Annotated in this window: 21 protein-coding genes and 1 tRNA gene; 8 read left to right on the top strand and 14 right to left on the bottom strand. The window is 61.6% G+C overall.

All coding sequences use genetic code 11. The annotated features are described in order from the left end of the window. Positions 1-74: 74 nt before the first annotated feature. Positions 75-1,928, bottom strand: a complete 1,854-nt coding sequence (gene argS, locus AAA021_RS02975; protein WP_055286535.1) for an arginine--tRNA ligase — start codon at positions 1,926-1,928, stop codon at positions 75-77. Positions 1,929-2,270: 342 nt separating this feature from the next. Here argS and AAA021_RS02970 point away from each other — a divergent pair, with 342 nt between their 5' ends. Both AAA021_RS02970 and AAA021_RS02965 read left to right on the top strand, forming a co-directional pair. Continuing rightward, positions 2,271-2,756, top strand: a complete 486-nt coding sequence (locus AAA021_RS02970) for a CarD family transcriptional regulator (protein WP_349087899.1) — start codon at positions 2,271-2,273, stop codon at positions 2,754-2,756. 108 nt (positions 2,757-2,864) lie between these two features. Continuing rightward, positions 2,865-3,464, top strand: a complete 600-nt coding sequence (locus tag AAA021_RS02965) for an HD domain-containing protein (RefSeq protein WP_161145052.1) — start codon at positions 2,865-2,867, stop codon at positions 3,462-3,464. Between the two features lie 70 nt (positions 3,465-3,534). On the opposite strand, the gene AAA021_RS02960 is transcribed toward AAA021_RS02965, so the two are convergent. Then, positions 3,535-4,821: a glutamate-5-semialdehyde dehydrogenase gene (locus tag AAA021_RS02960; RefSeq protein WP_349087898.1), complete on the bottom strand. Its 1,287-nt coding sequence runs from the start codon at positions 4,819-4,821 to the stop codon at positions 3,535-3,537. A 112-nt stretch (positions 4,822-4,933) separates the two neighbouring features. Between AAA021_RS02960 and AAA021_RS02955 the strand changes: the two genes are divergently transcribed. Next, on the top strand, positions 4,934-6,352 hold the full coding sequence (locus tag AAA021_RS02955; protein ID WP_349087897.1) for an alpha/beta fold hydrolase: 1,419 nt from the start codon (positions 4,934-4,936) through the stop codon (positions 6,350-6,352). A gap of 198 nt (positions 6,353-6,550) precedes the next feature. Here the strand turns inward: AAA021_RS02955 and proB are convergent, their stop codons facing one another. From proB to AAA021_RS02930, 5 genes are all read right to left on the bottom strand, one after another. Continuing rightward, complete coding sequence (gene proB / locus AAA021_RS02950) at positions 6,551-7,678, bottom strand: glutamate 5-kinase (RefSeq protein ID WP_349075169.1); 1,128 nt, start codon at positions 7,676-7,678, stop codon at positions 6,551-6,553. A gap of 80 nt (positions 7,679-7,758) precedes the next feature. After that, a complete protein-coding gene (locus AAA021_RS02945; RefSeq protein WP_349087895.1) occupies positions 7,759-9,264 on the bottom strand; it encodes a nicotinate phosphoribosyltransferase in 1,506 nt (501 codons plus the stop codon). Positions 9,265-9,348: 84 nt separating this feature from the next. Next, entirely contained in the window at positions 9,349-9,807 is a 459-nt protein-coding gene (locus AAA021_RS02940) for a hypothetical protein (RefSeq protein WP_349087894.1), read from the bottom strand. Positions 9,808-9,870: 63 nt separating this feature from the next. Next, positions 9,871-9,943, bottom strand: a tRNA-Ala gene (locus AAA021_RS02935). A 150-nt stretch (positions 9,944-10,093) separates the two neighbouring features. Further along, on the bottom strand, positions 10,094-11,032 hold the full coding sequence (locus AAA021_RS02930) for a radical SAM protein (protein ID WP_349087893.1): 939 nt from the start codon (positions 11,030-11,032) through the stop codon (positions 10,094-10,096). 525 nt (positions 11,033-11,557) lie between these two features. Here AAA021_RS02930 and AAA021_RS02925 point away from each other — a divergent pair. Continuing rightward, complete coding sequence (locus AAA021_RS02925) at positions 11,558-12,757, top strand: MraY family glycosyltransferase (protein ID WP_349087892.1); 1,200 nt, start codon at positions 11,558-11,560, stop codon at positions 12,755-12,757. A gap of 170 nt (positions 12,758-12,927) precedes the next feature. Beyond that, positions 12,928-13,977 (top strand): tryptophan--tRNA ligase, encoded by a 1,050-nt coding sequence (trpS, locus tag AAA021_RS02920; protein ID WP_349087891.1) that lies wholly within the window; start codon positions 12,928-12,930, stop codon positions 13,975-13,977. A 393-nt stretch (positions 13,978-14,370) separates the two neighbouring features. On the opposite strand, the gene AAA021_RS02915 is transcribed toward trpS, so the two are convergent. The 6 genes from AAA021_RS02915 to AAA021_RS02890 all read right to left on the bottom strand — a co-directional run bounded on the left by AAA021_RS02915 (position 14,371) and on the right by AAA021_RS02890 (position 20,816). After that, positions 14,371-14,691: an MGMT family protein gene (locus AAA021_RS02915; RefSeq protein WP_217107928.1), complete on the bottom strand. Its 321-nt coding sequence runs from the start codon at positions 14,689-14,691 to the stop codon at positions 14,371-14,373. An 80-nt stretch (positions 14,692-14,771) separates the two neighbouring features. Beyond that, a complete protein-coding gene (locus AAA021_RS02910; RefSeq protein WP_349087890.1) occupies positions 14,772-15,626 on the bottom strand; it encodes a DegV family protein in 855 nt (284 codons plus the stop codon). Between the two features lie 119 nt (positions 15,627-15,745). Beyond that, on the bottom strand, positions 15,746-16,195 hold the full coding sequence (locus tag AAA021_RS02905) for a MarR family transcriptional regulator (protein ID WP_035137250.1): 450 nt from the start codon (positions 16,193-16,195) through the stop codon (positions 15,746-15,748). A 152-nt stretch (positions 16,196-16,347) separates the two neighbouring features. Continuing rightward, a complete protein-coding gene (locus AAA021_RS02900) occupies positions 16,348-17,067 on the bottom strand; it encodes a phenylalanine--tRNA ligase beta subunit-related protein (protein WP_349087888.1) in 720 nt (239 codons plus the stop codon). Positions 17,068-17,295: 228 nt separating this feature from the next. Further along, a complete protein-coding gene (pckA, locus tag AAA021_RS02895; protein WP_349087887.1) occupies positions 17,296-18,966 on the bottom strand; it encodes a phosphoenolpyruvate carboxykinase (ATP) in 1,671 nt (556 codons plus the stop codon). A gap of 278 nt (positions 18,967-19,244) precedes the next feature. Beyond that, positions 19,245-20,816, bottom strand: coding sequence for an L-lactate permease (locus AAA021_RS02890; RefSeq protein ID WP_349087886.1), 1,572 nt, complete (start codon positions 20,814-20,816; stop codon positions 19,245-19,247). A 180-nt stretch (positions 20,817-20,996) separates the two neighbouring features. Here AAA021_RS02890 and AAA021_RS02885 point away from each other — a divergent pair, with 180 nt between their 5' ends. Next, entirely contained in the window at positions 20,997-22,577 is a 1,581-nt protein-coding gene (locus AAA021_RS02885; protein ID WP_349087884.1) for a lipopolysaccharide biosynthesis protein, read from the top strand. Positions 22,578-22,884: 307 nt separating this feature from the next. Here the strand turns inward: AAA021_RS02885 and AAA021_RS02880 are convergent, their stop codons facing one another. Next, positions 22,885-23,724: a metallophosphoesterase family protein gene (locus AAA021_RS02880; protein WP_347479690.1), complete on the bottom strand. Its 840-nt coding sequence runs from the start codon at positions 23,722-23,724 to the stop codon at positions 22,885-22,887. A gap of 253 nt (positions 23,725-23,977) precedes the next feature. On the opposite strand from AAA021_RS02880, the gene AAA021_RS02875 reads away from it, so the two are divergent. Beyond that, the gene (locus AAA021_RS02875) at positions 23,978-25,579 is read left to right on the top strand and encodes a potassium/proton antiporter (protein WP_349087883.1); all 1,602 of its coding nucleotides are present in this window, start codon (positions 23,978-23,980) and stop codon (positions 25,577-25,579) included. Positions 25,580-25,806: 227 nt separating this feature from the next. Further along, positions 25,807-26,931, top strand: coding sequence for a 3-phosphoserine/phosphohydroxythreonine transaminase (gene serC, locus AAA021_RS02870; protein WP_349087882.1), 1,125 nt, complete (start codon positions 25,807-25,809; stop codon positions 26,929-26,931). The last annotated feature ends 34 nt before the right edge of the window (positions 26,932-26,965 follow it).

Raw genomic sequence — 26,965 nt, 5'->3', positions numbered from 1 at the left:
AGCCCGACCTCCGTGGGAGATCGGGCTTTCAAGGCTTAGTTAAACCAAGTCTGTACGGTCAAATGACCCGTAGCTTACATCTGCTCGGGCGCGGAAACGCCAACGAGGGTGAGCACCAGGGCGAGCGTCACACGGACGGCATCGCAAGCGGCCAGACGGGCACGCGAAAGCTCGGGGTCGACGGGACGGCCCTCGCTCGGCAGCACCTGACAGGCAGCGTAGAAGCTGTGGAAGTCGCCGGCGAGTTCCTCAGCAAAGTGCGTCAGACGGAACGGGGCGCGGTCGCGAGCGCAGCTGGCGATGAGGTCGGTGAGCTCGTTGAGCTTGCGCGAAAGGGCGAGCTCGGTCGGGTCGGTCAGCAGCGAGTAATCGACGTTCTCACCGATGGCCTTGGCGGCGACGGCCTTCATGCCCATCTCGTCAGCCTGCTCGGGCGTAACGTCAGCGGCACGGCGCAGGATGGAGCACACGCGGGCGTGAGCGTACTGCACGTAGTACACCGGGTTGGAGTTGTCGCGCTTCTTGACGGCCTCAATATCGAAGTCGACCATCTGGTTGGAGCTCTTGGAGATGAGGGTGTAACGGGCAGCGTCGGAGCCGACCTCGTCGACGAGCTCCTGCAGGGTCACCATGGTGCCCTTACGCTTGGACATACGGACGGGCTTGCCGTTGCGCAGCAGGTTGACGAGCTGGCCCAGCAGAACCTCAAACTTGCCGGGGTAACCCAAGGCATCGCAGACGCAGCGGACGCGCTCGATGTAGCCGTGGTGGTCGGCGCCCCAGATGTCGATGACGTGGTCGACGCGCTGGAACTTATCCCAGTGATAGGCAACGTCGGAGGCGAAGTAGGTGTACTCGCCGTCGGACTTGATCAGAACGCGGTCCTTGTCATCGCCCAGGTCGGTGGAGCGGAACCACAGGGCGCCGTCCTTGGTGTAGAGATAGCCCATCTTGTCGAGCTTCTCAAAAGCGCGGTCGACGGCGGAGGTGCCGGCGGTCTCGCCCTCGGTGTCCTTCACATACAGCGAGCGCTCGGAGAACCAACGATCGAAGTCGCAGTTAACGGCATGGCAAAGGTCGCGCATGTTGTCGACCATCTTTACATAGCCGCGCTCGCGGAAGCTCTCCATGCGCTCCTGCGGATCGGCGTTGACCCACTTATCGCCGTCGGTGCGCCAGAACTCGGCGGCCTCGTCGATGATGTAGTCGCCGCCGTAGGAGTCCTTGCCCAGGGTCTCGGCAAAGTTGTCCTGATACGGATGGGTCTCGGGATGCTCGTCGTTCTCGTCGGCAACAAAGGCGTCGCGGTCGGCGATCAGCAGCTTGTGAGCCTCGTCGATATCCACGCCCTGCTTGGCGATGATGTCGGCAAGCTGCATATAGCGCGTGCTGATGGAGTTGCCGAAGGTGTTCATCTGAGAGCCGTGGTCGTTGATGTAGAACTCACGCTGGATGTCGTAACCGGCGTGATCCATAACGCGGCAGAGCGAGTCGCCCAGCGCGGCCCAGCGGCCGTGGCCGATGTGCATGGGGCCGACGGGGTTGGCGGAAACGAACTCGACCTGGGTCTTCAGGCCACCACCGACGTTGGACTTAGCGAAGTCCATACCCTTCTCGCGAGCCTCGCCAAAGATGGCATTCTTGACGGCAACGGAGAGGTAGAAGTTGATGAAGCCGGGGCCTGCGATCTCGACCTTCTCGATCGCGGGGTCCTCGGGCATATGGGCAACGATGGCCTCGGCGATCTTGCGCGGGGCGCAGTGGGCCAGCTTGGCGGACTTCAGGGCCATGGTAGAGGTCCACTCGCCATGAGAAGTGTCAGCCGGTCGCTCGATAGCGCAATCGTCAAGTTCAAATGCGGAAAGGTCGCCGGCCTCCTGGGCCGCAGCAAGCGCAGCGCGTACCAGCTCTTCAATCTTCTCGGGCATAGATCCTCCTTGTGTTAAAGCCCCCGAGCTCTTGGTCACTCGTAGGGCAAAAGCCAGAGTTTGTAGCACTCTATCACAAGCGACGGGCACTGTCGCAGGGTAAAGCTAATAGATATTGCATATGCACAAAAATGACTACAGCTTGTATGGAGTCACTCAAAGATGCCGGTCTGCCTGCAGATTATGCAGGCGTTGAAAATGCATAAAGGTGTGAATGAGCTGCGTCTGTTATCGAATACTCTTACCTATCAGAGTTGTGTGTTTTTCCTGCATAAAGTACGGGTTTGCGCACGTCAGCGTGTTATTCTAGACATACGTAAATTCGTATAAGTTGGAGGTAGCATGTTCTCAATCGGTCAACACGTCATTCATCCGGGCCAGGGAGTCTGCACCGTCGTCGGTTTTAGGGACGACACACCGCAGCCCATGCTGCTGCTCGAGACCAAGCAGGGACATGCGCAGACGATCCTCATGTACCCCGTGGCGCAGGCCGACCGTCTGCACGCCGTCATCTCTCAGCAAGATGCCGAGCACCTGCTGAGCCACTATGACGAGCTGGAGTGCGACACCTTTACCGAGCGCAACAGCTCGCTTGAGGAGACACACTTTAAGCAGCAGCTCAAGCTGGGCGCGCCCGAGACGGTCCGCGTGGCAAAGACCATGATGCACCGCATTCGCCAGGCCGAGGAAGCTGATAAAAAACCCAGCTCCTACTACATGCGCGTACTCAAGGAGGCCAAACGCCGCTCCATCGAGGAGTTCGCCGTGGCCCTTGGCGTCACCGAGGAGGCCGCCGAAGCCCGCCTAGCCCAAGCCGCCCTCAACTAACCCATCCGCGCCAAAAACCACCACAAAGGGAACAGGCACCTTTGTGGTGGTTTTCTTGTTCTAGTAGTATTCATTCTTATCGATACCCACGAGCACAAGGAGTCTCTTATGGCAGAGCCGCTTACCGCCGGAATCACCCGCGACCGCGCGTTCGAACTGCTCAATGAGCACAACAAGGACCCGTTCCATATCACCCATGGCGAGACGGTCGAGGGCACTATGCGCTACTTTGCGCGCGAGTTCGACCCCGAGAACGAGGAGTTTTGGGGCATCGTCGGTCTGCTGCACGACCTGGATTGGGAGGAGCATGAGGACGACCCCATTAACCACACCATCTATGCTGCCGAGATTCTTGAGGGCGAAGGTGCGTCTCCCGAGCTCATTCGCGCCATCCAGACGCACACGTCGGACTTCAACACCTCACTACCCAAGCCCGAGCTGCAGATGGAAAAGATCCTGTTTGCCTGCGATGAGCTCACCGGCCTGATCGGCGCTGCCGTCATCATGCGCCCGAGCAAGAGCGTTATGGACTTTACGACTAAGTCACTCAAGAAGAAGTTCAAGGACAAACGCTTTGCCGCCGGCTGCTCGCGCGACGTGATTTCGCAGGGCGCCGAGATGTTGGGCTGGGAGCTCCCCGAGCTCTTTGACCGCACCATCGCGGCCATGCAGTCCTTCGCCCCCGACCGAGATACCTTCCAGGCCTAACCGTCAACGCCACCTAAAACCACCACAAAGGGGACAGGCACCTTTGTGGTGGTTTTTGTTTGCGCGGGCGTTAGGGACGGACCTGGCCGGTGCCGCGGAGCTTGTATTTGTAGGTGGTGAGGGCCTCGGCGGCAAAGGGGCCACGGGCGTGGAGCTTTTGGGTCGAGATGCCGATCTCGGCGCCCAGGCCAAACTCGCCGCCGTCGGTGAAGCGCGTGCTGGCGTTGGCGTACACGGCCGAGGCATCGACCGCATCCAGGAAGCGCTCGCAAGCATCCGTGTCCTCGGCAACGATGGCCTCGGAGTGCATCGTGCCGTAGCGGTTGATGTGTGCGATGGCCTCGTCCTCGTTTGCCACGACCTTCACGCTCATCTCGAGCGCCAGGTACTCGCGACCCCAGTCCTCCTCAGTCGCGGCGACGTAGTCATCGCCCTCCACAAGCCCGGCATCGGCGCATGCGGCGCAGGTTGCCTCGTCGCTGTGAATCAGCACGCCGTGGTCATGCAGCACGGTCACGACCGCGGGCAAAAACGCATCGGCCACAGCACGGTCGACCAGCAGCGACTCGGCGGCATTGCACACGCCTACGCGCTGGGTCTTGGCATTAACGATAATGTTGAGCGCCTTATCAAAGTCGGCGGATTCATGCACGTAGATGTGGCAGTTGCCCGTGCCCGTCTCGATCACCGGCACAAGCGACTCGCGCACGCAGCGCTGGATCAGGCCTGCACCGCCGCGCGGAATGAGTACGTCGACAATACCGCGGAGCTTCATGAGCTCGCCGGTGGCCTCGCGGTCGGTGGACTCGATCATCGACACGGCCTCGCGCGGGAAGCCCTTGGCCTCGAGCGCATCGGCCAGCAGCTCGGCGATCATGGCACACGAGTGATAGGCCAGCGAGCCGCCGCGCAGAATGCAGGCGTTGCCGGTACGGATGCAGATGCCTGCGGCGTCGGCCGTCACGTTGGGGCGCGCCTCGTAGACCATAGCGACCAGGCCCAGCGGCACACTCACGCGGGTCAGGTCCACGCCGCTTGCAAGCACGCGGTGGTCGAGCACGCGGCCCACGGGATCGGGCAGCTCGGCGAGCTTTTCCAGGCCGGCGGCCATGCCCTCGACGCGCTCGGGCGTCAGCAGCAGGCGATCGAGCAGTCCGGCCGAGGTACCCGCATCGCGCGCGGCGGACATATCGAGCTCGTTGGCGGCAACGATGGAATCGACGCCATCGTGCAGCGCCGCGGCCATGGCGCGCACGGCCTCCTGACGCTGCTCATCGCTCGCCGTGGCAAGCGAGGCCGACGCTGCCTTGGCGGCAACGGCAAGATCGTGGACGTACGTGGCTATATCGACCGACATGGGCGGCCCTTTCTCCTAGAAGTTTGCAACAATGGTAGCCGATTTGCGCATGGCCTCGCCCGCGGCGGTAGAATTGGTCAACCCGAAACACCGCAACGAACGGAAGACTCACATGGCCCTCATCACTTCGTACCACGTCCCCGGCCTTTACGTCGAGGACCACAGCATCGACGTCCCCCTTGACTGGCGCGGCCTGGAGCCGATGCTCCTGGCCGTCGGCAGCACCATGCGCCGCGGCGCCATGCCGGCACCAATCGCCGGCGCGCCCGAGAGCATCAAGCTCTTCTACCGCGTGGTTTGCGCGCCCGACCGCATCAACGACGATCTGCCGCTGCTCCTGTTTTTGCAGGGCGGCCCCGGCGGCGAGAGCCCGCGTCCGCTGTCGCCCACAAGCGACGGCTGGATCGAGGAGGCCGTCAAGCACTTCCGCGTGGTCCTTCCCGACCAGCGCGGCACCGGACGCAGTTGCTGCGTGGACGGGCGCACGATTGCCGCACTGGGCGAGCGCGCGACGGCGGCCGGCTCCGATGCCGCACGCTCGCAGGCTGACTTCCTCAAGCGCCACCTCGCCAGCTCCATCGTGCGCGATTTTGAGTACCTGCGCCTGGTGGGCTTTGGCGGCAAGCCCTGGGTCACACTCGGGCAGAGCTACGGCGGCTTTTTGACGTTGAGCTATCTGTCGCTCTTCCCCGAAGGCGTGGCGGCGAGCTTTACCTGCGGCGGCATTCCACACGTGCCAGCGAGCGCAAGCGAGGTCTACGCGCACACCTTCCCGCGCATGGCGGCCAAGACTCAGCAGTATTACGACCGCTACCCCGCCGACGTCGAGCGCGTGGCGGCACTGGCCGATGCGCTCGAGGCCCAGAAGCCCGTGCTGCCCGACGGCTCACCGATGACGGTCGAGCGCCTACAGCTCATGGGCAGCGACTTTGGCATGAAGCCGAGCTTTGAGCGCATGCATTGGATTATCGATCACGCGTTTGTTACTGGCGACGGTACGCCTAGCTGCGGCTCCTCGGTATCCGACAGCTTTTTGATGCGCGCCTTCGAGCGCACCAACACGCGTACAAACCCGCTGTACTGGACGCTGCAGGAGTTTATCTACGCCGACGGCGACACCATGCTCATTCGCTGGGCCGCAGCAGAGGAGAAGGCCCATCGTGCCGAGTTCGACACACTCGCGCGCCCGCTCATGTTTACCGGCGAGGCCATGTTCCCGTGGATGTTTGAGCAGATGCCCGAGCTTATGCCGTTTAAGCCCGCCATGGACCTGCTGATGGAAGACACCAGCTGGGACAAGATCTACGACCCGCAGCGCCTAGCCTGCAACGAGGTGCCACTCCAGGCCGCGGTGTATTTCGACGACATGTACGTCGATTCGGGCCTGCAGCTCGATACGCTCAGCCGCGTGGGCAACTCGCATGCCTGGGTGACCAACGAGTTCGAGCACGACGGTCTGCACGGCAGCGTGGTGTTCAAGCACCTCTTCGACGAAGCCCTCAACCGCGGAGACCTGCGCCGGATCTTCTAGCAAAGGAGTGTCCCCACCTGCCGGCACATAAGGAACGTCCCCAAGTGCCGAGAACAGCAACATTGCAGGAAGAGGACGGAAAGCGAAAACGCCCCTAAGCGAGCAAGGTGACGTGAAAGAGGAGGGCATTGACCTTTTGGTCATGCCCGACGATTGAACGTCAGATTGCCGCTTAGGGGCGTTTGCAGCGTCAATTGGTTAAGCGAAGACGATTAGGTTATCCCTGTGTATCGCCGGCTTCTCGGCCAGGTTAGCGAGCAGGCGGTTGCTGGCAATCTGATCTTGGCGGCGACCGGCAGCAAGTTCCAGCACGTCCGAATCGGCCTCGGCGATACCGCGGGCGACAACCATGCCGCTCGGATCGCATACATCGAGCACATCGCCCTCGGCAAACTGGCCATCAACCTCGCGAATACCCACCGCAAGCAAGGAAGAACCACGGCTGACCAGCGCCTTCGCGGCACCGTCGTCAACCGTTACCGAGCCATGTGCCTTGTCACCCAGCGCGATCCACAGCTTGCGGGGTGCGATGTCCAGGCGCTCCGCCGGCGGATCGAACAGCGTGCCCACGCTCTCGCCGCGGGCGAGGCGCACGAGCGCATCGGGCTCCTCGCCCGAGCAAATCACGCTCTGAATGCCCGCCGTCATGAGAATGCGGCTCGCGCGAATCTTGGTGATCATGCCGCCCGTGCCCACCGATGTGGAAGAATCACCCGCCGAGGCGATGATCTTGGCATCGATCTTATGCACGACCGGGACAAACTCGGCCGTCGGATCCTCATGCGGATTGGCGGTGTAGAGGCCGTCGATGTCCGAAAGCGTCACGCACAGATCGGCAGAAACCAGGCAGCTCACGAGCGCCGCCAGCGTGTCGTTGTCGCCAAACTTGATCTCGTCGACGGTAACGGTGTCGTTCTCGTTGACAACCGGCACCACGCCCAGCTCCACCAGACGAAGCAGGGCGTCGCGCGCGTGCAGGTAGGACGTGCGACGGGCCGTATCGTGGCGCGTGAGCAGCACGAGCGAAGTGAGCAGTTCGCGCGCATGGAACTCCTCGTCGTAGGCCGACGAGATGATGCACTGACCAGCCGAGGCGCAGGCCTGCAGGCTCGGCAGGTCACCGACCGGCTTGCGGTCGAAGCCCAACACGGGATAGCCACAGGCAATAGCGCCCGAGCTCACCACGACCAGACGCCAGCCGAGCTTGCGCAGCGCTGCGGCCTGATCGGCAAGTCCGCCGATAAAGGCGCGGTTGACCTTGCCATCGGCGCCCACCACCGTGGACGAACCAATCTTTACCACCATCGTTTTATAAGAAGTCGTCATACGTCAAACCAATCAACTGTTCAGCGAACGGGCGAACGGGCAAGCGAGAAAATGATCCGTTATCTTCCGTCGCATGCTGATCATTTTGCCCAGGGGAAGGCCGAAGCCGCGGCCATGTTCTTGCGCACGAGCTCGTCGCGCACCTGAGCCAGGCCCTGCTCCATGCCCACCACATAGGTCTGCGGGTACAGGAAGCGCTTGAAAGCTGCGTCCAGATGATCGAGCGCCCAAGCACAGCGCTCGCGCGCGTCCTGGATGCTCTCACGCGGAGCCACCGCACTGCCATCGCGCACGATCGGCACCAGCAGCTCGCGATACTCAAGTTCGGACACGTCGGTCACCAGGGCGGCATCATTCACGGCCACGAGGGTATTGCCGCGCGCGGCGCCCTCCCCCGCCAGATGGTCCTCGTCGTAGATCATGTCGCAGACTGGGCCGCCAAAGCCGTCGTAATAACGGCGCACGCGTTGCACACCCGGGATCGTGCGCTTATAGGGCTGCTCGGAGAGCTTGACCACCGGCGTCCATGGATCTGTCTCGCTCGCACGGCGGGCGGAAAGCTTGTACACGCCACCCAGCGCCGGCTGGTCATAGCAGGTCGCGAGCTTGGTACCCACGCCAAAACTGTCGATGGGCGCGCCCTGGTCGAGCAGCGACTGAATCGTGTACTCATCCAGATCGTTAGAAACCGAGATCCCCACATAGGGCAGGCCCTCGGCATCAAAACGGCCGCGCACATACTTGGAGAGCTTGGCGAGGTCGCCGGAGTCGATGCGAATGGCCGACAGGCGCTCGCCCACCGCTTCCATCTCCTTGGCAACCGTAATGGCATGTTCACAGCCCTCGCGCACGTCATAGGTGTCGATGAGCAGCGTACAATTCTTGGGGCTCGACTTGGCAAAGGCGCGGAAGGCCTCGAGCTCGGAATCGAAGCTCATCACCCAGCTGTGCGCATGCGTGCCAAAGACGGGAATACCGTAACGGCGGCCGGCGAGTACATTGGACGTAGAGGAGCAGCCGGCAACGTAGCTCGCGCGCGCGACGGCTAGGCCGCCATCGGGACCCTGGGCGCGACGCAGGCCAAACTCCGCCACAGGGCGACCGTCGGCGGCGAGCACCACGCGCGCCGTCTTGGTGGCGACAAGCGTCTGGAACCCGACGATGTTGAGCAGCGCCGTCTCGAGCAGCTGGCACTCCAGCGCGGGGCCGGTGACGCGCACCATGGGCTCGCGCGGAAAGACGAGCTCGCCCTCGGGCACGGCGTCGATGTTTACATGCGCACGAAAATCGCGCAGGTAGTCGAGGAATCCAGACTTGAACATCGCACCGCCGGCAGGGGCCTGGAGCGAGGCGAGGTAGTCGATGTCCTCGGGCGTAAAGCGCAGATTCTCGACCAGCTCGGGCAGCTCGGCGGTGCCGCACATGACGGCATAGGCGCTGCCAAAGGGATGGTCGCGGTAAAACGCGGTAAAACAACCCTGCTCATTGGCCTTGCCGCTCTCCCACAGGCCCTGGGCCATAGTGAGCTCGTACAGATCGGTGAGCATTGCGATGTCGGTGGGATGAGAGATGTCGGTCAAAGCCATGGGGCGACCTTTCGGATGTGTGGTGCAGAATTTGAGGGTTGGACGAGAGCAGAGCATGCGGACATGACGCCCGATGCAAATCGGTTAGAGCAGGCCCATGCTGGTCAGGATCGTGTAGCCCATAAAGATGACAAACGCGATGAGGGCAAGGACAATGATGATTTTTTGAGCCGGCGCCATGCCGGGGATCTCGTTCTCGCCCATAGGTTCCTTGGAGGTAACCATGCGCTGGGCAAAGGTCATCTCGTCACGGCTCGGCTTGGGCTCGACGGACTTGGGACGAGCGGCCTTTTTAGGCTGAGGTTTGGGCGCGGCAGGTGCAGGCTTCGCAGCAGCGGGCTTGGGTGCGGGCGCGGGCACCGATGCGGATACGGCGTTCGCGGCGGCCTCCTCGGCCTTCGTACGCTCGGCACGCAGGGCAGCCAGCTCCTCGCGCTCGCGACGGGCCTCTTCCTGGGCCTCGCGACGAGCCTTCTCGGCGCGGAGCTCCTCCAACTCGGCGCGCTCCTCGGCAGACAGTGGTTGGGACTCAAGCTCGGCCATGGTGTAGCCCTTTCTTTTAAAAAAGCCGCCGACACAATGTCAGCGGCTTATCAAATCCAAGGGTGGAGACGAAGGGAGTCGAACCCTCGGCCTCTGCCATGCGACGGCAGCGCTCTCCCAACTGAGCTACGTCCCCAGGACAAGTCGATATTTTACCTACGGCTCGCCAACTGTCAACGCCCAATAACCAGTCTTTTTGGGGCGCGGCTATTTTGGCAACTTTTCGAACAGGCGATGCTCTCGATGATTTTTTATCCCCGTCCCAGAAAATTCATCGACGAACGCACTACTTTGCACTGGTGAGAACACCGGTGGTGTCGAAGGCCGGGGTGAAGCTCTCGTCTACCGCGCCGCCCTCTTGCCAGAACATCGTCGTAAAGCCCAGGTCGTCGGCATGGTCGAGCACCCGCTCGTACTCCTCGCGCGTCACGGCGCGCGCCAGATCGCCGCCCTGCTCTCGCATGAGCACATTGGGCGTGTATTGGTTCATGACCGAGATCGGCACGTCGCCCACCGTCTGCCACACTAGGTCCAGTACGCGACACGAATCGTCCGCATGCCCCGGAAGCACCAGGTGGCGCACGATGATGCCGCGCTTCATGAGCCCGCCCTCATCCACCAACTCTCCCCCGCGGCGCTCGATCTCGCGCGCCATCTGGGCCAGACCCGACACGGCCACGCGCGGGTAGTCCTTAATATGAGAAAGCGACTGCGCAAGCCCGGCATCGGCATATTTAAAGTCGGTGAGCCACACATCGACCAGGTCGCCCAGCGCCGCCACGGCACTCGCACGCTCGTAACCACTCGTGTTGTAGACGATCGGGATGACCAGCCCGCGCATCCGTGCCGCGGCAATCGCGGCAGGCAACAGGTGCGCATAGTGCGTCGCCGTCACCAAATTGATGTTGTTGGCACCCTGGTCCTGCAGTTCCAGCATAATCTCGACCAGGCGCTCAGGCGAAATCTCAAGGCCAAAATTGCCGGTCGAGATCTCGTGGTTCTGGCAGTAGATACATTTAAGCGAGCAACCGCTAAAGAAGATCGTGCCCGAACCGGCCTCGCCCGAGATAGGCGGCTCCTCCCACATATGAAGCGCCGCGCGGGCCACCCTGAGCGTGTCGTTAGCACCGCATACGCCGCGCGCGCCCTCATCGCGCGCCGCACCGCAACGGCGCGGACACAAATGGCAGGCGGGCGAAAAAAGTTCGGTCAACGACGTCGGCATAAAAACATGCTCCAAAACAACGATTCAGCAGCTCAAACGTAAAGGGCCAGACCGCGTAGACGGCTCCGTCCCTAAGGCGCCGTAATCGTCCGACACGATTTTTGTAATGTCAAGACTGGAATCGATAAAGTGCCGCTTTATGATGTAGGTATTCCGCCCCCCGCGGAGCAACTGGGTGAACCGTCGCGTTTATTTAGGGAGCCCACACAGTCGTACCTAGTACAGGTATCCTTCGTTGTTAAGGACGCTGGAACAGTCGATGAGGGCACCCACCTGTTTTAGGTGGGTTCATTTTCGTAACGTGGGGGGTGGTTTTCTTTTGCCGAAAATCACCATACAGTCCATATGGATCCCCGCCGGCATCCCGACAAGCCATCGACAACATCCCAATATCTGGTAAGCGCGTGATTATCGCTGCGTGCAATTACATGCACCCCCCTTGGTCGAGTATTATGGTTCGGCTATGCCCTTTGCGCATGGCGTTCTTCTGACCTTTTCCTTCGACGCTTGGCGGTTTTTAGATTCATGGCTTCATCCCCGAGCTACATACCGTACCTATGCGTGGCAGCGGCGGCTTTTATCACGACCTTCCTCGCGGTGCCCCTGGTCAAGCGCTTGGCAATTAAGCTCGATGCCGTCGACTATCCTTCTAAGCGCCGCATCAACACCAAGCCCATCCCGCGTTTGGGCGGAACGGCGGTGTTTTTGGGCCTGGTCGTTGCCTGCATTGTGCAAATCCTAGGCACCTGGTACCTAGGCTGGCCACCCGCCCTGGTACCGCACCCGCGCCTTCACATTAGCTATCCCATGCTGGCGCTCTCCTTTACCGTCATCTTTGCGACCGGCGCTATCGACGACGTCTTCCAGCTCACGCCCAAGCAAAAGCTGGCCGGACAAGTCCTCGCCGCGCTTATCGCCTGCATGGGCGGCCTAAAAATCGGCGTCATCGTCAACCCGTTTGCTCCCGGCGAGATCATGCTCGGATGGCTCGCCTACCCCATTACCGTGATCTATCTGGTGGCATTCACTAACATCATTAACCTCATCGACGGCCTCGACGGCTTGGCCACGGGCATCTGCGGCATCGCGTCGTTCACCATGTTTTCGATGGCCGTTCTCTCGGGCCGCATCGACGCCGCCGCGCTCTCCATTGCGCTCTTTGGCGCCTGTCTGGCCTTTTTGCGCTACAACTTCAACCCCGCAAGCATCTTCTTGGGCGACTCGGGGTCGCTGCTTCTGGGCTTTGCGCTGGGCTCCATCTCGCTGCTCAACGTGAGCCGCACCGCCGCACTCACCTCGCTTATCATTCCGCTCATCGTTGCCGGCGTGCCCATCATCGACACGTTCAGCGCCATCGTGCGCCGCAAGCGCGCCCACATTAGTATCGGGCAGGCCGACAAGGGCCACATCCACCACCGCCTGATCCAAGAAGGCTACAACCAAAAACAGGCCGTGCTGCTCATCTATGCCTGGTGCATCATGCTTTCGGCCGGCGCCGCCGCGATTAACCAGGTCGAAGTGCCCATGCGTGTGCTCATCTTTACCGTGCTCGCCATTGGCTCGGCGGCCTTCGCCAAGCACCTGCACCTGTTTGAACCCGTACTACGCCACCATTACAACAAGCGCACGCACGAGGACGAACTGGTCACCCCCGACGACCCCGCTTTTAAGCAGGAGGAGCAGGCAGCCGAGGAGCGCAAAGAAGAGCGCCACCACAAGCTCTAGGGCAAGCTGCCGAGGATGCGCCAAGGCACCGTTAGCCAAGCGCGGCCGCGCCGCACCCATCGCACATGCCGCAGCACGCGCGTCCCTCTCCCGCCCCTCGCCTACTTACGCACCGCCCCTCCAATAAACGCGCTATCATCTTGACCCATGAACATACGTAAGGAGCAATCATGCCAAACGAGAACAGCTACGAAGTCGCGCTGCAAAAGAGCAACGCCATTCGCGAGGGCCTGGCCAAGACGCCCGAGAAGTTCACCATGCTCACCGGCGACCGCCCCACCGGCCGTCTGCACCTGGGCCACTACTTCGGTACCCTCAAGGGCCGTGTTGAGCTGCAGGACATGGGCGCCAAGACCAACGTGCTCATCGCCGACTACCAGGTCATCACTGACCGCGACACCACCGAGCACATCCAGGACAACGTGTACAACATGGTCATGGACTACCTTGCCTGCGGCATCGACCCCGACAAGACCATGATCTACGCGCACTCCGCCGTGCCCGCCGCCAACCAGCTCATGCTGCCGTTCCTGTCGCTGGTGTCCGAGGCCGAGCTGGCGCGCAACCCCACGGTCAAGGCCGAGATGGAGGCCTCGGGCCACGAGCTTACCGGCCTCCTGCTCACCTACCCGGTGCACCAGGCCTGCGACATCCTGTTCTGCAAGGGCAACGTGGTGCCGGTCGGTCGCGACCAGCTGCCGCACATCGAGCTCACCCGCACCATCGCCCGCCGCTTTAACAACCGCTACGGCAAGGTGTTCCCCGAGGTCGAGGCGCTGCTGTCCGAGACCCCGCTGCTGCCCGGCCTGGACGGCCGCAAGATGAGCAAGAGCTACGGCAACGCCATCAATATCTCGATGACCGCCGAGGAGACGGCCAAACGCATCAAGAAGAGCCAGACCGACTCCGAGCGCATGATCACGTTCGATCCCGAGAACCGCCCCGGCGTGTCTGGCCTGCTTTCGACAGCCGCCATCTGCACCGGTCGCTCCGAGGTCGAGATTGCCGAGGAGATCGGCATGGGCGGCTCCGGCCAGCTCAAGAAGTACGTGACCGAGGCCGTCAACGAGTACTTCGCACCGATCCGCGAGCGTCGCCAGCGCTACGAGAACGATCTGGACTATGTGAAGGACGTCCTGCACGAGGGCAACCGTCGCGCCAACGAGATCGCCGATCAGACCCTGGCAGAGGTTCAGGACGCCATGGGCATGGTGTACTAGACCGATCTGCTGGCTTGAGCTTTCGATTGCTTTAGGGCGGGCGCTACGGCGTCCGCCTTTTTTGATGCCCGACCTGTTCGGCTCCGCCCATCGCACTCCCCCGACAAACAGGAACAGGCCCGCCGGCAGTTAGTTGCCAGCGGGCCTGTTCCCGAAGTACACCGTTGAATCGCACAGAGGGGAGGAATGCGAATCAAACTCAACAGGGCAGGCTTTTTCATCGCCTATTGCCTGCTCCGTTGCTGAATACAATATAGTTCACCGTGGTTTACTTTCTAGCGTCAATATGCTCCGCCACACCTTCTCCATAAGTTAGCCCAGGTAAACCTGCAACGGAAAACCACCGCAAAGGGGACAGGCACCTTTGTGGTGGTTTTGACCACGGCAGAGCTGTTAGAGTCCGGCAGGCCAACGACAGACGGCCAGGTCGACGTGCATGTCGTCCTTAAACGCCACACCCTCCCCTAGCAAAAGCTCACGTTGAGCATCGGGACCGCCAAAAGCAAAACCCTCGCATATGCGCCCGTCGGCAAACACCACGCGGTGACAGGGAATCTCGCCGGGGCGCGGATTGCTATGCAGGGCATACCCCACATACCGCGCACTTCGTGGTCGACCGGCAAGCAGCGCCACCTGACCATACGTGGCGACCATCCCCTCGGGGATCTGCTCGACCACCTCGTACACCCGTTCAAAAAAGCCCTCAGACGCCATTGCTCGCTCCCTTCCACCCTGAAAAGCATAAACCACCGCAAAGGAGACAGGCACCTTTGTGGTGGTTTATGACAGGTCGGTTAGTTGGCGGGCTGGAAGAAGGCTACGGCTACGGCGCCAGGGCCTACGTGGGTACCGATGGTGGCGCCGATGGTGTGAACGGGCAACTCGCCCTCGGTGTGGCCAGCCCAAAGTGCCGCGCTGTCCTCGATATACTTCTTGAGCACCGCATCCGAAAGGCCCGTATAGCCGAGCGCCAGCGGCATGGAAAAGTCGATGCCGCCTGACTTTTCGACCTTTTGGTTCAGCAGATTGCGGCCGTTCTTGGAACCGCGCGCCTTACCCAGCTGCACGATCAGACCGTCCTCGACAGCCACCACGGGCTTTACGTTGAGCAGCGTACCCACGGCGCCGGCCGCAGCAGACAGACGACCGCCGCGCACCAGGTACTCTAGCGTCTCGAGCAGGCCGATGACGACCACGCGGTCACGGACGGCCTCGACGGCCGCCGCGATCTGAGCTGCACTACGGCCCTCGTCCACCAAGCGCAGCGCATACTCGACCAGGACGCGCTCACCCAGGGTGACGTTATTGCTATCCACCACGTACACGTCGCCGCCCGGCGCCTCGGCAAGTGCGGTGCGGGCACTTTGGTTGGTGCCCGAAAGCTTAGCGCCCACGGTAATAATCACGGCTTCGTCGCCGGCCTCACGTGCTTCGGCAATCGCCTGCGAAAAGGCGTACGGGTTGACCTGACCGGTCTTGGGCAGCTCGTCGCGCTCGACCAGCATCTCGTAAAAGCGCTGGTGATCGATGTCGACGCCATCCATGTACACATCGGTGCCAAAGGTGACGGATAGCGGCAGGACGGATAGTGCCGGATGCTCCGCAGGCGACATATCGCTCGCGGAGTCGGTAATGATACGGACGGACATAGCGAATCCTTTCTTGCGCGGACCACGCGCAGGGAATTTTGACAGCAAGGCCCCGGCACGGTATACACGCTCAAACAGGACTATGCAGTTGTTAATTGGAAGCAAAAGCCTTGGCGGCCCTACAGCTCGCGCAGGGTGTTGAGAATCGTGCGCAGCGACGCATACATCTGCTCGCGCTGCTCCACACCCATAGCCTTACCGGTGGTATCGAGCACCTCGCGAATGATGCGGTCCGCTTCGCTCATGCTCTCGCCGCCCAGAGCGGTCAGGCGCACCGGAGCACGATACTTAACGGCGGCATCGCCCGAATCGTCGACCTCGACGTAGCCGCCCTCCTCCAGATGCGCGAGCGTACGCGAGACGGCGGCGCGGGTCACGCCTGCCATGCGAGCCAGGTCGGCGCCAGTCAGGCCGTCCTTGCTGCGCTCAAGATAGTAAAGGCACATAACGTCGGAGCCCTTGAGGCCCAGCCTTGCGCCCTCGGATGTCTTAATGCGCTGAATCTCCTTGTAGAGCCCGCTGATCAGTCCGACAAAGTCCTCGAAACGTGTCTCGTCGTTCTGCTGCATGGGAGACGACCGCCTTTCGCTTGCATAATGCTTACGGGTAAACATCTTAGTCGCATAAGGCGACACCCGTACCCAAATACCCCATTTGTTAACCCATCAACATAAAAACCACCACAAAGGGGACAGGCACCTTTGTGGTGGTTTGGGCCGAGCTACAGTTCCACGCGCGGGTTGTCGCGGGTCACGAGCGTCTTAACGACAACCGTAGCGCCCAGATAACGCTCGAGCAACTCGGCGAGACGATCAACGGCAGCCTGGCAATCCCCCATCCGCTCGGGCTCCACGCACTCAATCGCCAGGAACGCATCGGCTGAATCGTCGGACAGCGCCGTGCGAACGCCGTCGCGCCAGTTCCAGCATCGGCATACGGCGCCTGCATCATCGATGTAGGCAAGCTCGCCGGGCAACGTCGGGTCATCCACTTCCTCGCCAAGCGGCAGGAACGCATCCCCGCCATCAGTGACCGCCAGACGCAAATCGCCCTCGATAGCATGTAGGTCCTCGCCTCCGACGGGCAGCGCGTAGGTCAACGACACCGTGTTGTAGATGTCCACCGCGGGCGTAATGTGGCCCACTGGCTTGCCCTTAAGCACGCGCTTGAGCAAGTTCTCGATCGAGCAGCGCGCGCCCTTTTTAGTCTTGAACAGCCGGTACGCGTCACGCCATGCCTTGACCAGTGCGTTCTCGCTGATAGTGTCGCTGGTCAGATGACGCTCCGCATCGATATTGGCGCGGTCGAGCAACGCCGCAATCGCATCCACGTCCTCTTGAGGAATCTGAGCCGTGGGCTTCATGCCCTCCACGACCACAACACCGACCGCTGCCTGCGGAAACAGCTCCCAGAATGAATCCTCGGCGATAAAGCTCTTCATACGCTCTCCCTTCATTATGCGTGCCCGAGTGAGGGCGCCTAAACAAAAAAACGCCCTCACGACGGCCACCTTCAAAGTCCTACGGTGCCGTCACAAGAACGCTTGCGCTGTCCCCATCCGGAGAAGGGGACGATATGTCAGGCGTATTGTAACCCGAGTCATCCACGCGAGCAAAACCACCACAAAGGCGCCTGTCCCCTTTGTGGTGGATATGGACTCACGGCGAAGCTAGTGGCGAAGTCCCAGCAACCCGCGGCCGCGATGACGGGCGTCGGCGTTTACTTGAGCGTGCGGACCGGCCGCTTTGACGGACTCGGGCAGGTGCGAGTACTTCTTCTCGAAGTTCTCCTCGAACATCACCGCCAGGTTGTGCGCGGCCTCGTCATAGCGCGCGGTGCTCTGCCAGTATTGGCGCGGCACCAGGATGCCATCGGGCACGCCGTGGCACGTCGTGGGAATGTCGACGTTAAAGATGTCGTCGTGCACGAACTCGCTATCCTCGATGGTGCCGTCGAGGGCGCGCGCGACCAGCGAGCGCGTGTAGGCCAGCTCGATGCGATGGCCCACGCCGTAGCCGCCGCCAATCCAGCCGGTGTTGACCAGGTACACGCGCGTGCGGCCGTCGGCAATGCGCTCGCCAAGCATCTTGGCATAGACCATAGGATCGAGCGGCATAAACGGCTCGCCGAACAGCGAAGAGAACGTGGGCGTGGGCTCGGTGACGCCGACCTCGGTGCCGGGAATCTTAGCCGTAAAACCCGTCACAAAGTGGTACATGGCGGCATCGGCCGTCAGGCGTGAGATGGGCGGCAGCACGCCAAAAGCGTCGCAGGTCAGGAACAGCACGACACTCGGAGTGGTGCCCATGCCCTTAGTCCACGCGTTAGGAATGTGCTCCACGGGATAGGCCACGCGCGTGTTGTGCGTGATCGAGATGTCGTCGTAGTTGGGCTTGCGGTTCTCGTCGAGCACCACGTTTTCGCAAATGGCGCCAAAACGGACGGCGTTGAAGATCTCGGGCTCGTGGAAGGCGTTCAGGCCCTCGCATTTTGCGTAGCAGCCACCCTCGATGTTGAAGATGCCCATGTCGGACCAGCCGTGCTCGTCGTCGCCGATCAGCAGGCGCGTGGGGTTGGCAGAAAGCGTGGTCTTGCCGGTGCCGGACAGGCCAAAGAACACGGCGGTCTCGTGCGTGACGGGATCCATGCTGGCCGAGCAGTGCATGGGCAGCACGTCGTCCTCGACGGGCAGCAGATAGTTCATGACGCTAAAGATCGACTTTTTAATCTCGCCGGAGTAGCCGGTGCCGGCGACCAGAATCACGCGTTCCTGGAAGTTGATGACCACCGCGGCGCTGGAGTTGAGGCCCTTGATGGCGGGGTCGCACTGGTAACCGGGCGCTGCGAGCACGCAGAAGTCGGGCTCGCCGGTGCGCGCGATTTCGCGGGCAAGCGGTCGGGCGAGCATCTGCTTGATAAAGAGTGCCTGGCTGGCACGCTCGCAGGCAACGAGCAGTCGACGCGTGTGGTTGCGGTCGGCGCCTGCCATGCCGCGGGTGACGAACACGTCGCGCTCGTTGAGATAGTCGACGATGCCGGCCTTGATGGCCTCATAGCTCTCGACGGACAGCGGGCGGTTGACCGCGCCCCAGGCAATCTTGTCGTGAACATCGGGGGTGTCAACGATAAAGCGATCGTTGGGTGAACGGCCGGTGCGCTCCCCCGTCTCAATCACCAGCGCGCCGTTGGATGCCATGCGGCCTTCTTCGCGGCGGATGGCGTGCTCGACGAGCTCGGCTGCCGGCAGGTCGACCAGCAGACGGGGCTGATTCTCGGCGGGATCTTCAACGAGCGTAATACCAAAGTTGGACAAAACTTCTGCAGGGGTAACACCAGGCATGGGGCCTCCTTTAAAAACGCGACACGTGGACGCGACGCGCACTTTACTCACGTAAAGCCCGTTGTACCCGATATGCAAAAACGTTTTTGCGGCAAGGGCGGCAAGCCCGCCCAACGGTCAAAAATCGCAGGCAAGCGGCCCAGTCATTGGGGACGTTCTTAAACGACTAGTCATTGGGGACACTCTTGAACAGGCAACATTCAAGGAGTGTCCCCGGATGCCGGCACTTAGGGACGTTCCCAAAGTGCCGGCACATAAGGAACGTCCCTAAGTGCCGACTACAGCGGCAGGCCTTGGCCGAGCATGGCTATGGCGCTCATCAGGACCAGCATGCCGGCAGCGTAGGGCAGCACCGCGCCCAGGAGTTCGGCATCCTTACCGCGCACGTGCACAGCGGCAAGACCAATGGCGAGGGTCTGCGGCGAGATCATCTTACCGGCGGCGACGCCCAGGGCGTTCAATGCGACCATCCAGTAGTCGCTCACACCCAGCGCAGTGGCGGCCTGGCTCTGAATGGGACCAAACAGCATGCCCGAGGACGTGCCCGAGCCGGTCACGAACGCACCGACTGCGCCGATCCACGGAGCCAGAATCGGGTAGAGACCGCCGGCGACCGCAATGCAAAACGCACTGATCGACGAAATCATGCCGGCATAGCCCATCACCTTGGCGCAGCCCAGTACCGAAAGCATCGTGATCACCGTCGGCGTCATCTGCTTCACAGTCGCGGCCAGCACCTCGCCCATCATGCGCGGCGAAGCGCCCTGAATGGCACCGCCGACAAACGCCGCCAGGAAAATCCAGACGCCTGGCGTGTTGATCCACGAAAACGTAAGCATACCGGGATTCTCACCGCAATACACCTGCACATGGCTCGCAAACGGCGCGAGCGCAGCATGTACAGCGGGCACCAGATTAGACGTGCCCAGCAGCAACACAAAGATCAGGATGAAGCACGACCAAGCCGAAAGCGCCGACTTAACGGTGAGCTTCTCCCCCGCCTCGATATTCATGTGAAAGCGTGCGTCCAGATGCCCCGACTTCTCGGCACGCATGGCAAGCGCAGCTGTCAGCGCGAGCGAAACGATGGATCCTACGACCACGGCCAGCTCGGGGCCCACAAACATGGCGACGACCAGGGCCGCACCAACAAAGGACACACCGGAAAGCAGTGCCACTCCGGCAACGCCGTGCAGACGCTCGCTCACGCTCGCAACATTGCCCTGGTCATCGGCAACACGGCCCGCAACCAACACGATAAGCAGCGGCATCGCCACAAAGAAGGGCGCGAGCTGCACCAGCTGAACGGTAGCTAAATGCAGGGAATCCAGGCCCACCAGATCGGCAACGGACACCGTGGGGATGCCAATGGAGCCGTAGGGCGTGGGCACGCCGTTGGCCAGCAGGCAGATCAGCACGGCAGGCACGGCCTCAAAACCAAGGCCCGCGAGCATGCCGGCGGGAATGGCAACAGCGGTACCAAAGCCGGCCATCCCCTCCATAAAGCCACCGAAACACCAGGCCACGAGCAGCGCCAACAGACGGCGGTCGCTGCTGATGGAGGTAATCATGCTGCCGATCACGTCCATGGCGCCCGTGCGCACACACAGGTTATACGTGAACACCGCGGCGATAATCACCAGGACGATGGGCCACAGAGCCATCAAAAAACCTTCGAGCGAGGCGGTCGCGATCTGCGCTGCCGGCAGGTGCCACCATGCAAAGGCAAGCAAGCACGAAAGGACAAACGATCCGATAGCGGCCTTCCAAGCTGGCCATTTAAAGCACAGCAGCATCACGACCAGCCAAATAATCGGCACAAGAGCCAGTAAGAATGCGGCGACGTCCATAGGTAGAAGCTCCTTGGTACCGCGTGGGCGGCATCGGGGGTGTCACAAAACTTCAACAGGATACCGCACGTTTACCGACAAATTACAGCCGCCCGCCGAAATTATTGAACAATCCGTTCAAAAACACGAGCGAACACCGTCGCGTCTATACTAAAGCGCAGCAATAGAAAGGACTCCGCTTTGAGCATCACGCCCCTCGATAGCATTCGCCGCGCCATCGCCCGCCGCAACGGCGTCTCCAACCCCGCTGCATCGAGAGGCGGCGCCGCGAAGGCCCAGGGCGGCCGCATCGAGAACGGCCTCTTCCCTGCCTCGCACACTGCCGAGGAACTCGCACGCATCCAAGAGCTGAGTCAGCGCAACGCCGGCGGGCCCGATAGCAGCCAAGCCACACGTCGCCGGCGCGAACGCGATCGCAAGCCCGGCCCCGTCCGCCGCATGGTCAACGCTTGGTGGAACCGTCTGCTCGGTGCCGTCTACGGCGGCGGCTTCTCCATGCAGGAAGCGGAATACGAGGAGCACGCCACCCGCCGCGATTACCTTTGGAACGCTCTCGGCACCGCCGTGTGGGGCTTGGCGTTTCCGCTGCTCACCATCGTGTCCACACAGCTCGTGGGCGCCGAAGAAGCCGGCAAGTTCTCCATCGCCTTTGTCACCGGCACGCTTATCATGATCGCATGCAACTACGGCGTGCGCAATTTCCAGGTCTCGGACATCGACGAAAAGACGTCCTTCGCCTCCTACCAGCTCAATCGTTGGATCTGCGGAGCGCTCGCCCTAGGCTGCGGCCTCATGTATAGCAGCGCCCGCGGCTATGACGCGCAGATGGCGACGATCGGCCTGGGCGTCTACCTGTATAAGGTCATCGACGGCGTCGCCGACGTGTACGAAGGCCGCCTGCAGCAGGCCGACAAGCTCTACTTGGCTGGAATGAGTCAAACGCTACGCTCCGTCGGCGTCATCGCGGTCTTCAGCGTGGCGCTGTTCTTCACGCGTAGCATGCCCATCGCGGCCATGGCCATGGGCATCGCCGCGATCGCCTCGCTCGTGCTGGTCACCGCGCCGCTCGCCCTGCTCGAGACCGAAAAATCGCGCCGCGTAAGCCTGCGCGAGGTCGGCCACCTGTTTGTCCAGTGCGCCCCACTCTTTGGCGCGCTATTCCTGTTCAATCTTATCGAGAGCATGCCCAAGTTTGTGATGGAAGGAACACTGGCCTACAAATACCAGTTGTACTTTAATGCCCTGTTTTTTCCAGCTCAGGCTATTCTGTTGAGCATTGGATTTGTCTATAAACCGCAGCTCCTGCGCTTGTCGAGCATTTGGGCTAATCCTCGCAAGCGTCGTCGCTTTGACCTGATTATTGTTGCCGTTATGGCGCTGATCGTGGTCATCACCGGCGTGTGCGCCGCATTTATGGCAGGTCCCGGTATTCCCCTCATGAGCTATATGTACGGCCTCAACTTTGAGCGCTACCGCACATTGGCGCTGCTGATGGTCGTTGCCGGCGGCGTCACCGCGGCCATCGACTTTATCTACGCCATCATCACGGTGCTGCGCCATGCCGGCGACGTCACCAAGATCTACCTGATCTGCTTTGCCGTGAGCGTGGTGCTCCCGGTGATTCTGATCAATCTGCTCGGCCTGATGGGCGCCGTCGTGAGCTACCTAGCCATCATGGCCCTACTGCTGGTACTGTTGATTATCGAGTACGCCCATATCCGCCAACGCATAGAGAGGGACCGGAATCCGTACGGCGCCTAATTGCGGCGATGGGAGAAGCTAATTTGCGGTGGAATCACCCCGGCTGGAGTCTCGTTGCGGACACGCAAAACTAAGTGAGTAGACTTTTACCGAATCCCGGACCACACCGACAAAGCACAAGTCTGTGACCTGCGGTTTTATTGAGGCAAATATGTTGGGTGCTCGGCATTTCCAAAAAAGTCTACTCACTTAGCCAGCGGGCAGCCAAATGATTATTTAATCCCCGTCCCAGAGAAATCAATTAGCGGGCAGAAGGGCAAAAGTAGTCAAAAAAGCCCCGTCCCAAATTAGCTACCCCTTGCACCGATTATTCGCCCGGGTTGATGTTCGCGTAGAACTCCGCCCCGTCGTCCAGGCGCAGGATGCCCACGCGACCGAACTCGGAGCCGGTGGCGGCAGCGCAGTCGATGTCGATGCGATCGGGCACACCGGCGGCATCCTCGCCGCCCAGGCGCACGATCTGCCCGCGGCCCGACTCCTCATCGAGCCCCGCAAGACCACCGACCTCGCAATAACGCCCGAGCGACACCGTTGGCGTGTGACCGCTCACCACGACCGGACCCTTGCCCTCGGCAGAAAGCAGCCCGGTCGGCACATCCCAATAGCCGTGACGAATCCACAGCAGGTCATCGGACGACTGCACTGCGAGCATCTGCTGCAGCAGCTCGCGATCGGCACCCACCGCTCCGACGCCATCGGCACAATCGACACCATGCTCAAGCAAAAACGCGCGCGCCGCCTTCATCTCGATTCCAGCATGTACCAGCAGATACGGGCGCTCCTCGGTCTCGACCACCGCGTAGAGCGGCAGCGCGGCCATCCATCGCACGAGCTCCTCGTATGCCTCAAATTCCATGTCGTTGAGCTGCTCGCGCGTCGTCCAGCCACCGTTGATATCCCAGGTCTCGGCATCGAGCGGATCCTGGCCAATGATGGCATCGAGCATGATCTGCTCGTGATTGCCCTTGAGCACGCGGGCGTTGGGCAGCGAGCGCACGAGCTTAATAACGCCGACCGGATCGGGCCCGCGATCGATCATGTCGCCCAGCACGTACAGCGTGTCGTCGGACGTCAACGAGATCTTAGACAGGGCCTCGTCAAGCGCACGCACATGCCCGTGAGCATCAGATGTCACATAGATCGCCATGGTACGCCTCTCCTTGCATTGCGGCCGAAGCCCGGTGCCGCAACTAAAACTTCAAGTTGAACTTAAACGTTACCCATTGTACTCCGTTGCAATAAAGCTGGAAAGGGTTTCCGAGCAGAGGCAAAGACGGCAGCCGTCTATGACGATATCGCGCACGCCCGCAATCCAACCCCATAAACCCACCATCTTTGGGTACAAATAACCGCAGATAACTGACCGTGCCACGCCAACCACCCAGGAGCGGACACTATCCATGAACCAGATCCTTCTCTTTATCGGCCTCGTCATCATTTTGTGCCTGACCATCAAACCCGTCGGCAAAAAACTCCCCTTCCCCACCCTGCTCATCTTTATCGCACTCGGCATGCTGTTGGGCGTCAACGGCCCGGCGCATATCGACTTTAGCGACTACGCGCTCACCGAAACCGTCTGCAGCACGGCGCTGTTGTTCATCATGTTCTACGGCGGCTTTAACATCAATATCGACCGCGCCAAGCCCGTCGCTGCGCCGGCGGTGCTGCTGAGCACGCTCGGCGTCGTCATCACTGCCGGCATCACCGGCGTGTTCGCCCACTTCGCGCTGGGGTTCGACTGGATCGGCGGCCTGCTGCTGGGATCGGTCGTGGCATCCACCGACGCGGCCAGCGTCTTTAGCGTACTGCGCGAGCACAGCCTGTCGCTGAGGGGCGGCACCGACTCGCTGCTCGAGGTTGAATCGGGCTCCAACGACCCCGTCGCCTACATGCTCACCGCCGTGCTCGCCACACTCGCGGCCGGCGGCGACATCAACATTCCCGCACTGCTGACCAAGCAGATTATCCTGGGCGTGGGCCTGGGCCTTGCCATCGGCTGGGCGGCGGGCCGCCTGATTGAACGCGCACACGCAACGGCCAAGGACGCGCAGACCATCTTTTTGTTCGCCGTGGCCATCGTCGCCTACGCGCTGCCGAGCCACCTGGGCGGCAACGGATTTTTGGCCGTGTACCTGGCCGGCATTGTGCTGGGCGCGAGCGACATCACCGGCAAGGTCGAGATGGCGCACTTCTTTGACACCCTCACCGAGATGGCCGAGATGACGATCTTCTTCTTGCTCGGCCTGCTCGTAACGCCCGCACGCCTGCCGCAGATGCTGCTGACGGGCCTGGCGCTCATGGCGTTTATGCTCTTTGTGAGCCGCCCCATCGCCGTGGGAATGCTGTTGGCGCCCTTTAAGACGAGCCCCCGCCAGGTCGCGCTCGTAAGCTGGGCGGGCTTGCGCGGAGCAGCTTCGGTCGTCTTTAGTCTCTTTGCCGTGGTGGCCGGCGTTCCCGGCGGACACGACCTATTTGACCTGGTGTTTGTGATTGCCGTGTCGAGCATCGTGGTGCAGGGCTCGCTGCTGCCAGCGGTGGCGAAGAAGCTCGATATGATCGATGCGACCGGCGACGTGCGCCGCACCTTTAACGACTACCGCGACGAGGACGGCATGTCGTTTGTAAAGCTCAAGGTGGGCGCTGGACATCCGTTTGCCGGACGCTCGCTCGCGGACATTGGCAGCGCCACAGATATGCTCGTGGTCCTGGTGCTGCGCGACGGGGCGCACCCGGTACTGCCCAACGGTGATACCGTCATCGAGGAAGGCGATCTGCTGGTGATGGCCGCCCCAACGTTTGAAGAGCGTGCCGAGGTTACGCTGCGCGAGGTCACCGTGACGCCCCACGGTCGCCTGGCCGGCCAGCGCCTGCGCGACGTGCCGCAAGGCAAGCATCCGTTTATTGTGGTGATGCTCAAGCGCGACGGCCAAACGATCATTCCCGATGGCAACACCCTCATATACGCCGGCGACGAAGCCGTCATCGCCACTCTGGCGTCGTAGCGGGCAGGAGGTAGCTAATTTGCGACGAAGAGATCAAACGCCTAGAGAACCTCATGCCTTCGCTCGCAGATTCGGATTTGCCTGAGGAGTAAAGCACCCCTCCCCCATGTAACCATCCTATAAATCATAGCGGCGTAGTCGAGTTTTACCGTGATGCGGTCGCGCCTGGCGCTCCACTGTGCTAAAGTATCCCGAACGTTCAAACGACTACGAGGGGGAACTAGAAGATGGCACGTGTGCACAACTTCTCAGCTGGCCCGGCCACGCTGCCTACCAGCGTGCTCGCCGAGATCGCCGACGAGATGATGGACTACCGCGGTTGCGGCATGTCCGTGCTCGAGATGAGCCATCGATCTAGCATGTACCAGCAGATCATCGACGACGCCGAGGCAACCCTGCGCCGCCTGCTGAGCATCCCCGACAACTACCGTGTCCTGTTTTTGCAGGGCGGCGCCACGCTACAGTTTGCGGGCATCCCCATGAACCTCATGCGCCGCGGGCGCGCCGGCTACATCGTGACCGGCAACTTTGCCAACAAGGCATACCAGGAGGCCGCCAAGTACGGCGAGGCCGTGCTGCTCGCGAGCTCCGAAGACACCAACTTCGACCGCATCCCCGACATGGCCGACATCAACGCGCGTATTGCCGCCGAGGCCGCGAGCGACGGGCTCGACTACGTTTACATCTGCCAGAACAACACCATCTTTGGCACCATGTACCACGAGCTGCCCGCTTGCGGCGACGTACCGCTGGTCGCAGATGTCTCGAGCTGCTTTCTGTCGCAGCCGCTCGATGTTGAGCGCTACGGGCTCATCTACGCCGGCGCGCAGAAAAACGCCGGTGCCGCGGGTGTGACCGTGGTCATCGTGCGCGACGACCTCATCGCCGACGGCCCCGCCTTTGCGCAAACGCCGCAGTACATGAACCTTAAGACCCAGGCCGCCAAGGGCTCCATGCTCAACACGCCCAACACCTTTGGCATCTACGTGTGCGGCAAGGTGTTCCACTGGGTCGAGCAAACCGGCGGACTTGCAGCCATGGCCGAGCGAAACTGGGCCAAGGCCAACCTGCTCTACGGCCTGCTCGAGCACAGCGAGCTGTTCCATGGCACCGCGCAGGCCGACAGCCGCTCCATCGCCAACGTCACCTTCCGCACCGGCGATGCCGAACTCGACGCGGCCTTTGTCGCAGGCGCGGCCGAGCACCAGATTCAAAACGTCAAGGGCCATCGTCTGGTAGGCGGCATGCGCGCTAGCGTCTACAACGCCGTAACCATGGAAGACGTGCAGGCACTGGCCTCGTACATGAAGGACTTCGAAACGCAGCGCAGTTTGAGCCCGCGATCTAACTAGCCCGCAACGCGCGGGCCGACCAGCAACTTCAAAC

Origin of the sequence: Collinsella sp. CLA-JM-H32, assembly GCF_040098165.1 — a bacterium.
In the GTDB taxonomy this organism is placed as follows: Bacteria; Actinomycetota; Coriobacteriia; order Coriobacteriales; family Coriobacteriaceae; genus Collinsella.
The sequence above is the reverse complement of the archived record's forward strand: the minus strand, read 5'-3'. Positions and strand labels throughout refer to the sequence as shown.

Coding starts and splice junctions, on each gene's coding strand:
- argS (WP_055286535.1), bottom strand. CDS start 1,928: ATGCCCGAGAAGATTGAAGAGCTGGTACGCGCTGCGCTTGCTGCGGCC.
- AAA021_RS02970 (WP_349087899.1), top strand. CDS start 2,271: ATGTTCTCAATCGGTCAACACGTCATTCATCCGGGCCAGGGAGTCTGC.
- AAA021_RS02965 (WP_161145052.1), top strand. CDS start 2,865: ATGGCAGAGCCGCTTACCGCCGGAATCACCCGCGACCGCGCGTTCGAA.
- AAA021_RS02960 (WP_349087898.1), bottom strand. CDS start 4,821: ATGTCGGTCGATATAGCCACGTACGTCCACGATCTTGCCGTTGCCGCC.
- AAA021_RS02955 (WP_349087897.1), top strand. CDS start 4,934: ATGGCCCTCATCACTTCGTACCACGTCCCCGGCCTTTACGTCGAGGAC.
- proB (WP_349075169.1), bottom strand. CDS start 7,678: ATGACGACTTCTTATAAAACGATGGTGGTAAAGATTGGTTCGTCCACG.
- AAA021_RS02945 (WP_349087895.1), bottom strand. CDS start 9,264: ATGGCTTTGACCGACATCTCTCATCCCACCGACATCGCAATGCTCACC.
- AAA021_RS02940 (WP_349087894.1), bottom strand. CDS start 9,807: ATGGCCGAGCTTGAGTCCCAACCACTGTCTGCCGAGGAGCGCGCCGAG.
- AAA021_RS02930 (WP_349087893.1), bottom strand. CDS start 11,032: ATGCCGACGTCGTTGACCGAACTTTTTTCGCCCGCCTGCCATTTGTGT.
- AAA021_RS02925 (WP_349087892.1), top strand. CDS start 11,558: ATGGCTTCATCCCCGAGCTACATACCGTACCTATGCGTGGCAGCGGCG.
- trpS (WP_349087891.1), top strand. CDS start 12,928: ATGCCAAACGAGAACAGCTACGAAGTCGCGCTGCAAAAGAGCAACGCC.
- AAA021_RS02915 (WP_217107928.1), bottom strand. CDS start 14,691: ATGGCGTCTGAGGGCTTTTTTGAACGGGTGTACGAGGTGGTCGAGCAG.
- AAA021_RS02910 (WP_349087890.1), bottom strand. CDS start 15,626: ATGTCCGTCCGTATCATTACCGACTCCGCGAGCGATATGTCGCCTGCG.
- AAA021_RS02905 (WP_035137250.1), bottom strand. CDS start 16,195: ATGCAGCAGAACGACGAGACACGTTTCGAGGACTTTGTCGGACTGATC.
- AAA021_RS02900 (WP_349087888.1), bottom strand. CDS start 17,067: ATGAAGAGCTTTATCGCCGAGGATTCATTCTGGGAGCTGTTTCCGCAG.
- pckA (WP_349087887.1), bottom strand. CDS start 18,966: ATGCCTGGTGTTACCCCTGCAGAAGTTTTGTCCAACTTTGGTATTACG.
- AAA021_RS02890 (WP_349087886.1), bottom strand. CDS start 20,816: ATGGACGTCGCCGCATTCTTACTGGCTCTTGTGCCGATTATTTGGCTG.
- AAA021_RS02880 (WP_347479690.1), bottom strand. CDS start 23,724: ATGGCGATCTATGTGACATCTGATGCTCACGGGCATGTGCGTGCGCTT.
- AAA021_RS02875 (WP_349087883.1), top strand. CDS start 23,978: ATGAACCAGATCCTTCTCTTTATCGGCCTCGTCATCATTTTGTGCCTG.
- serC (WP_349087882.1), top strand. CDS start 25,807: ATGGCACGTGTGCACAACTTCTCAGCTGGCCCGGCCACGCTGCCTACC.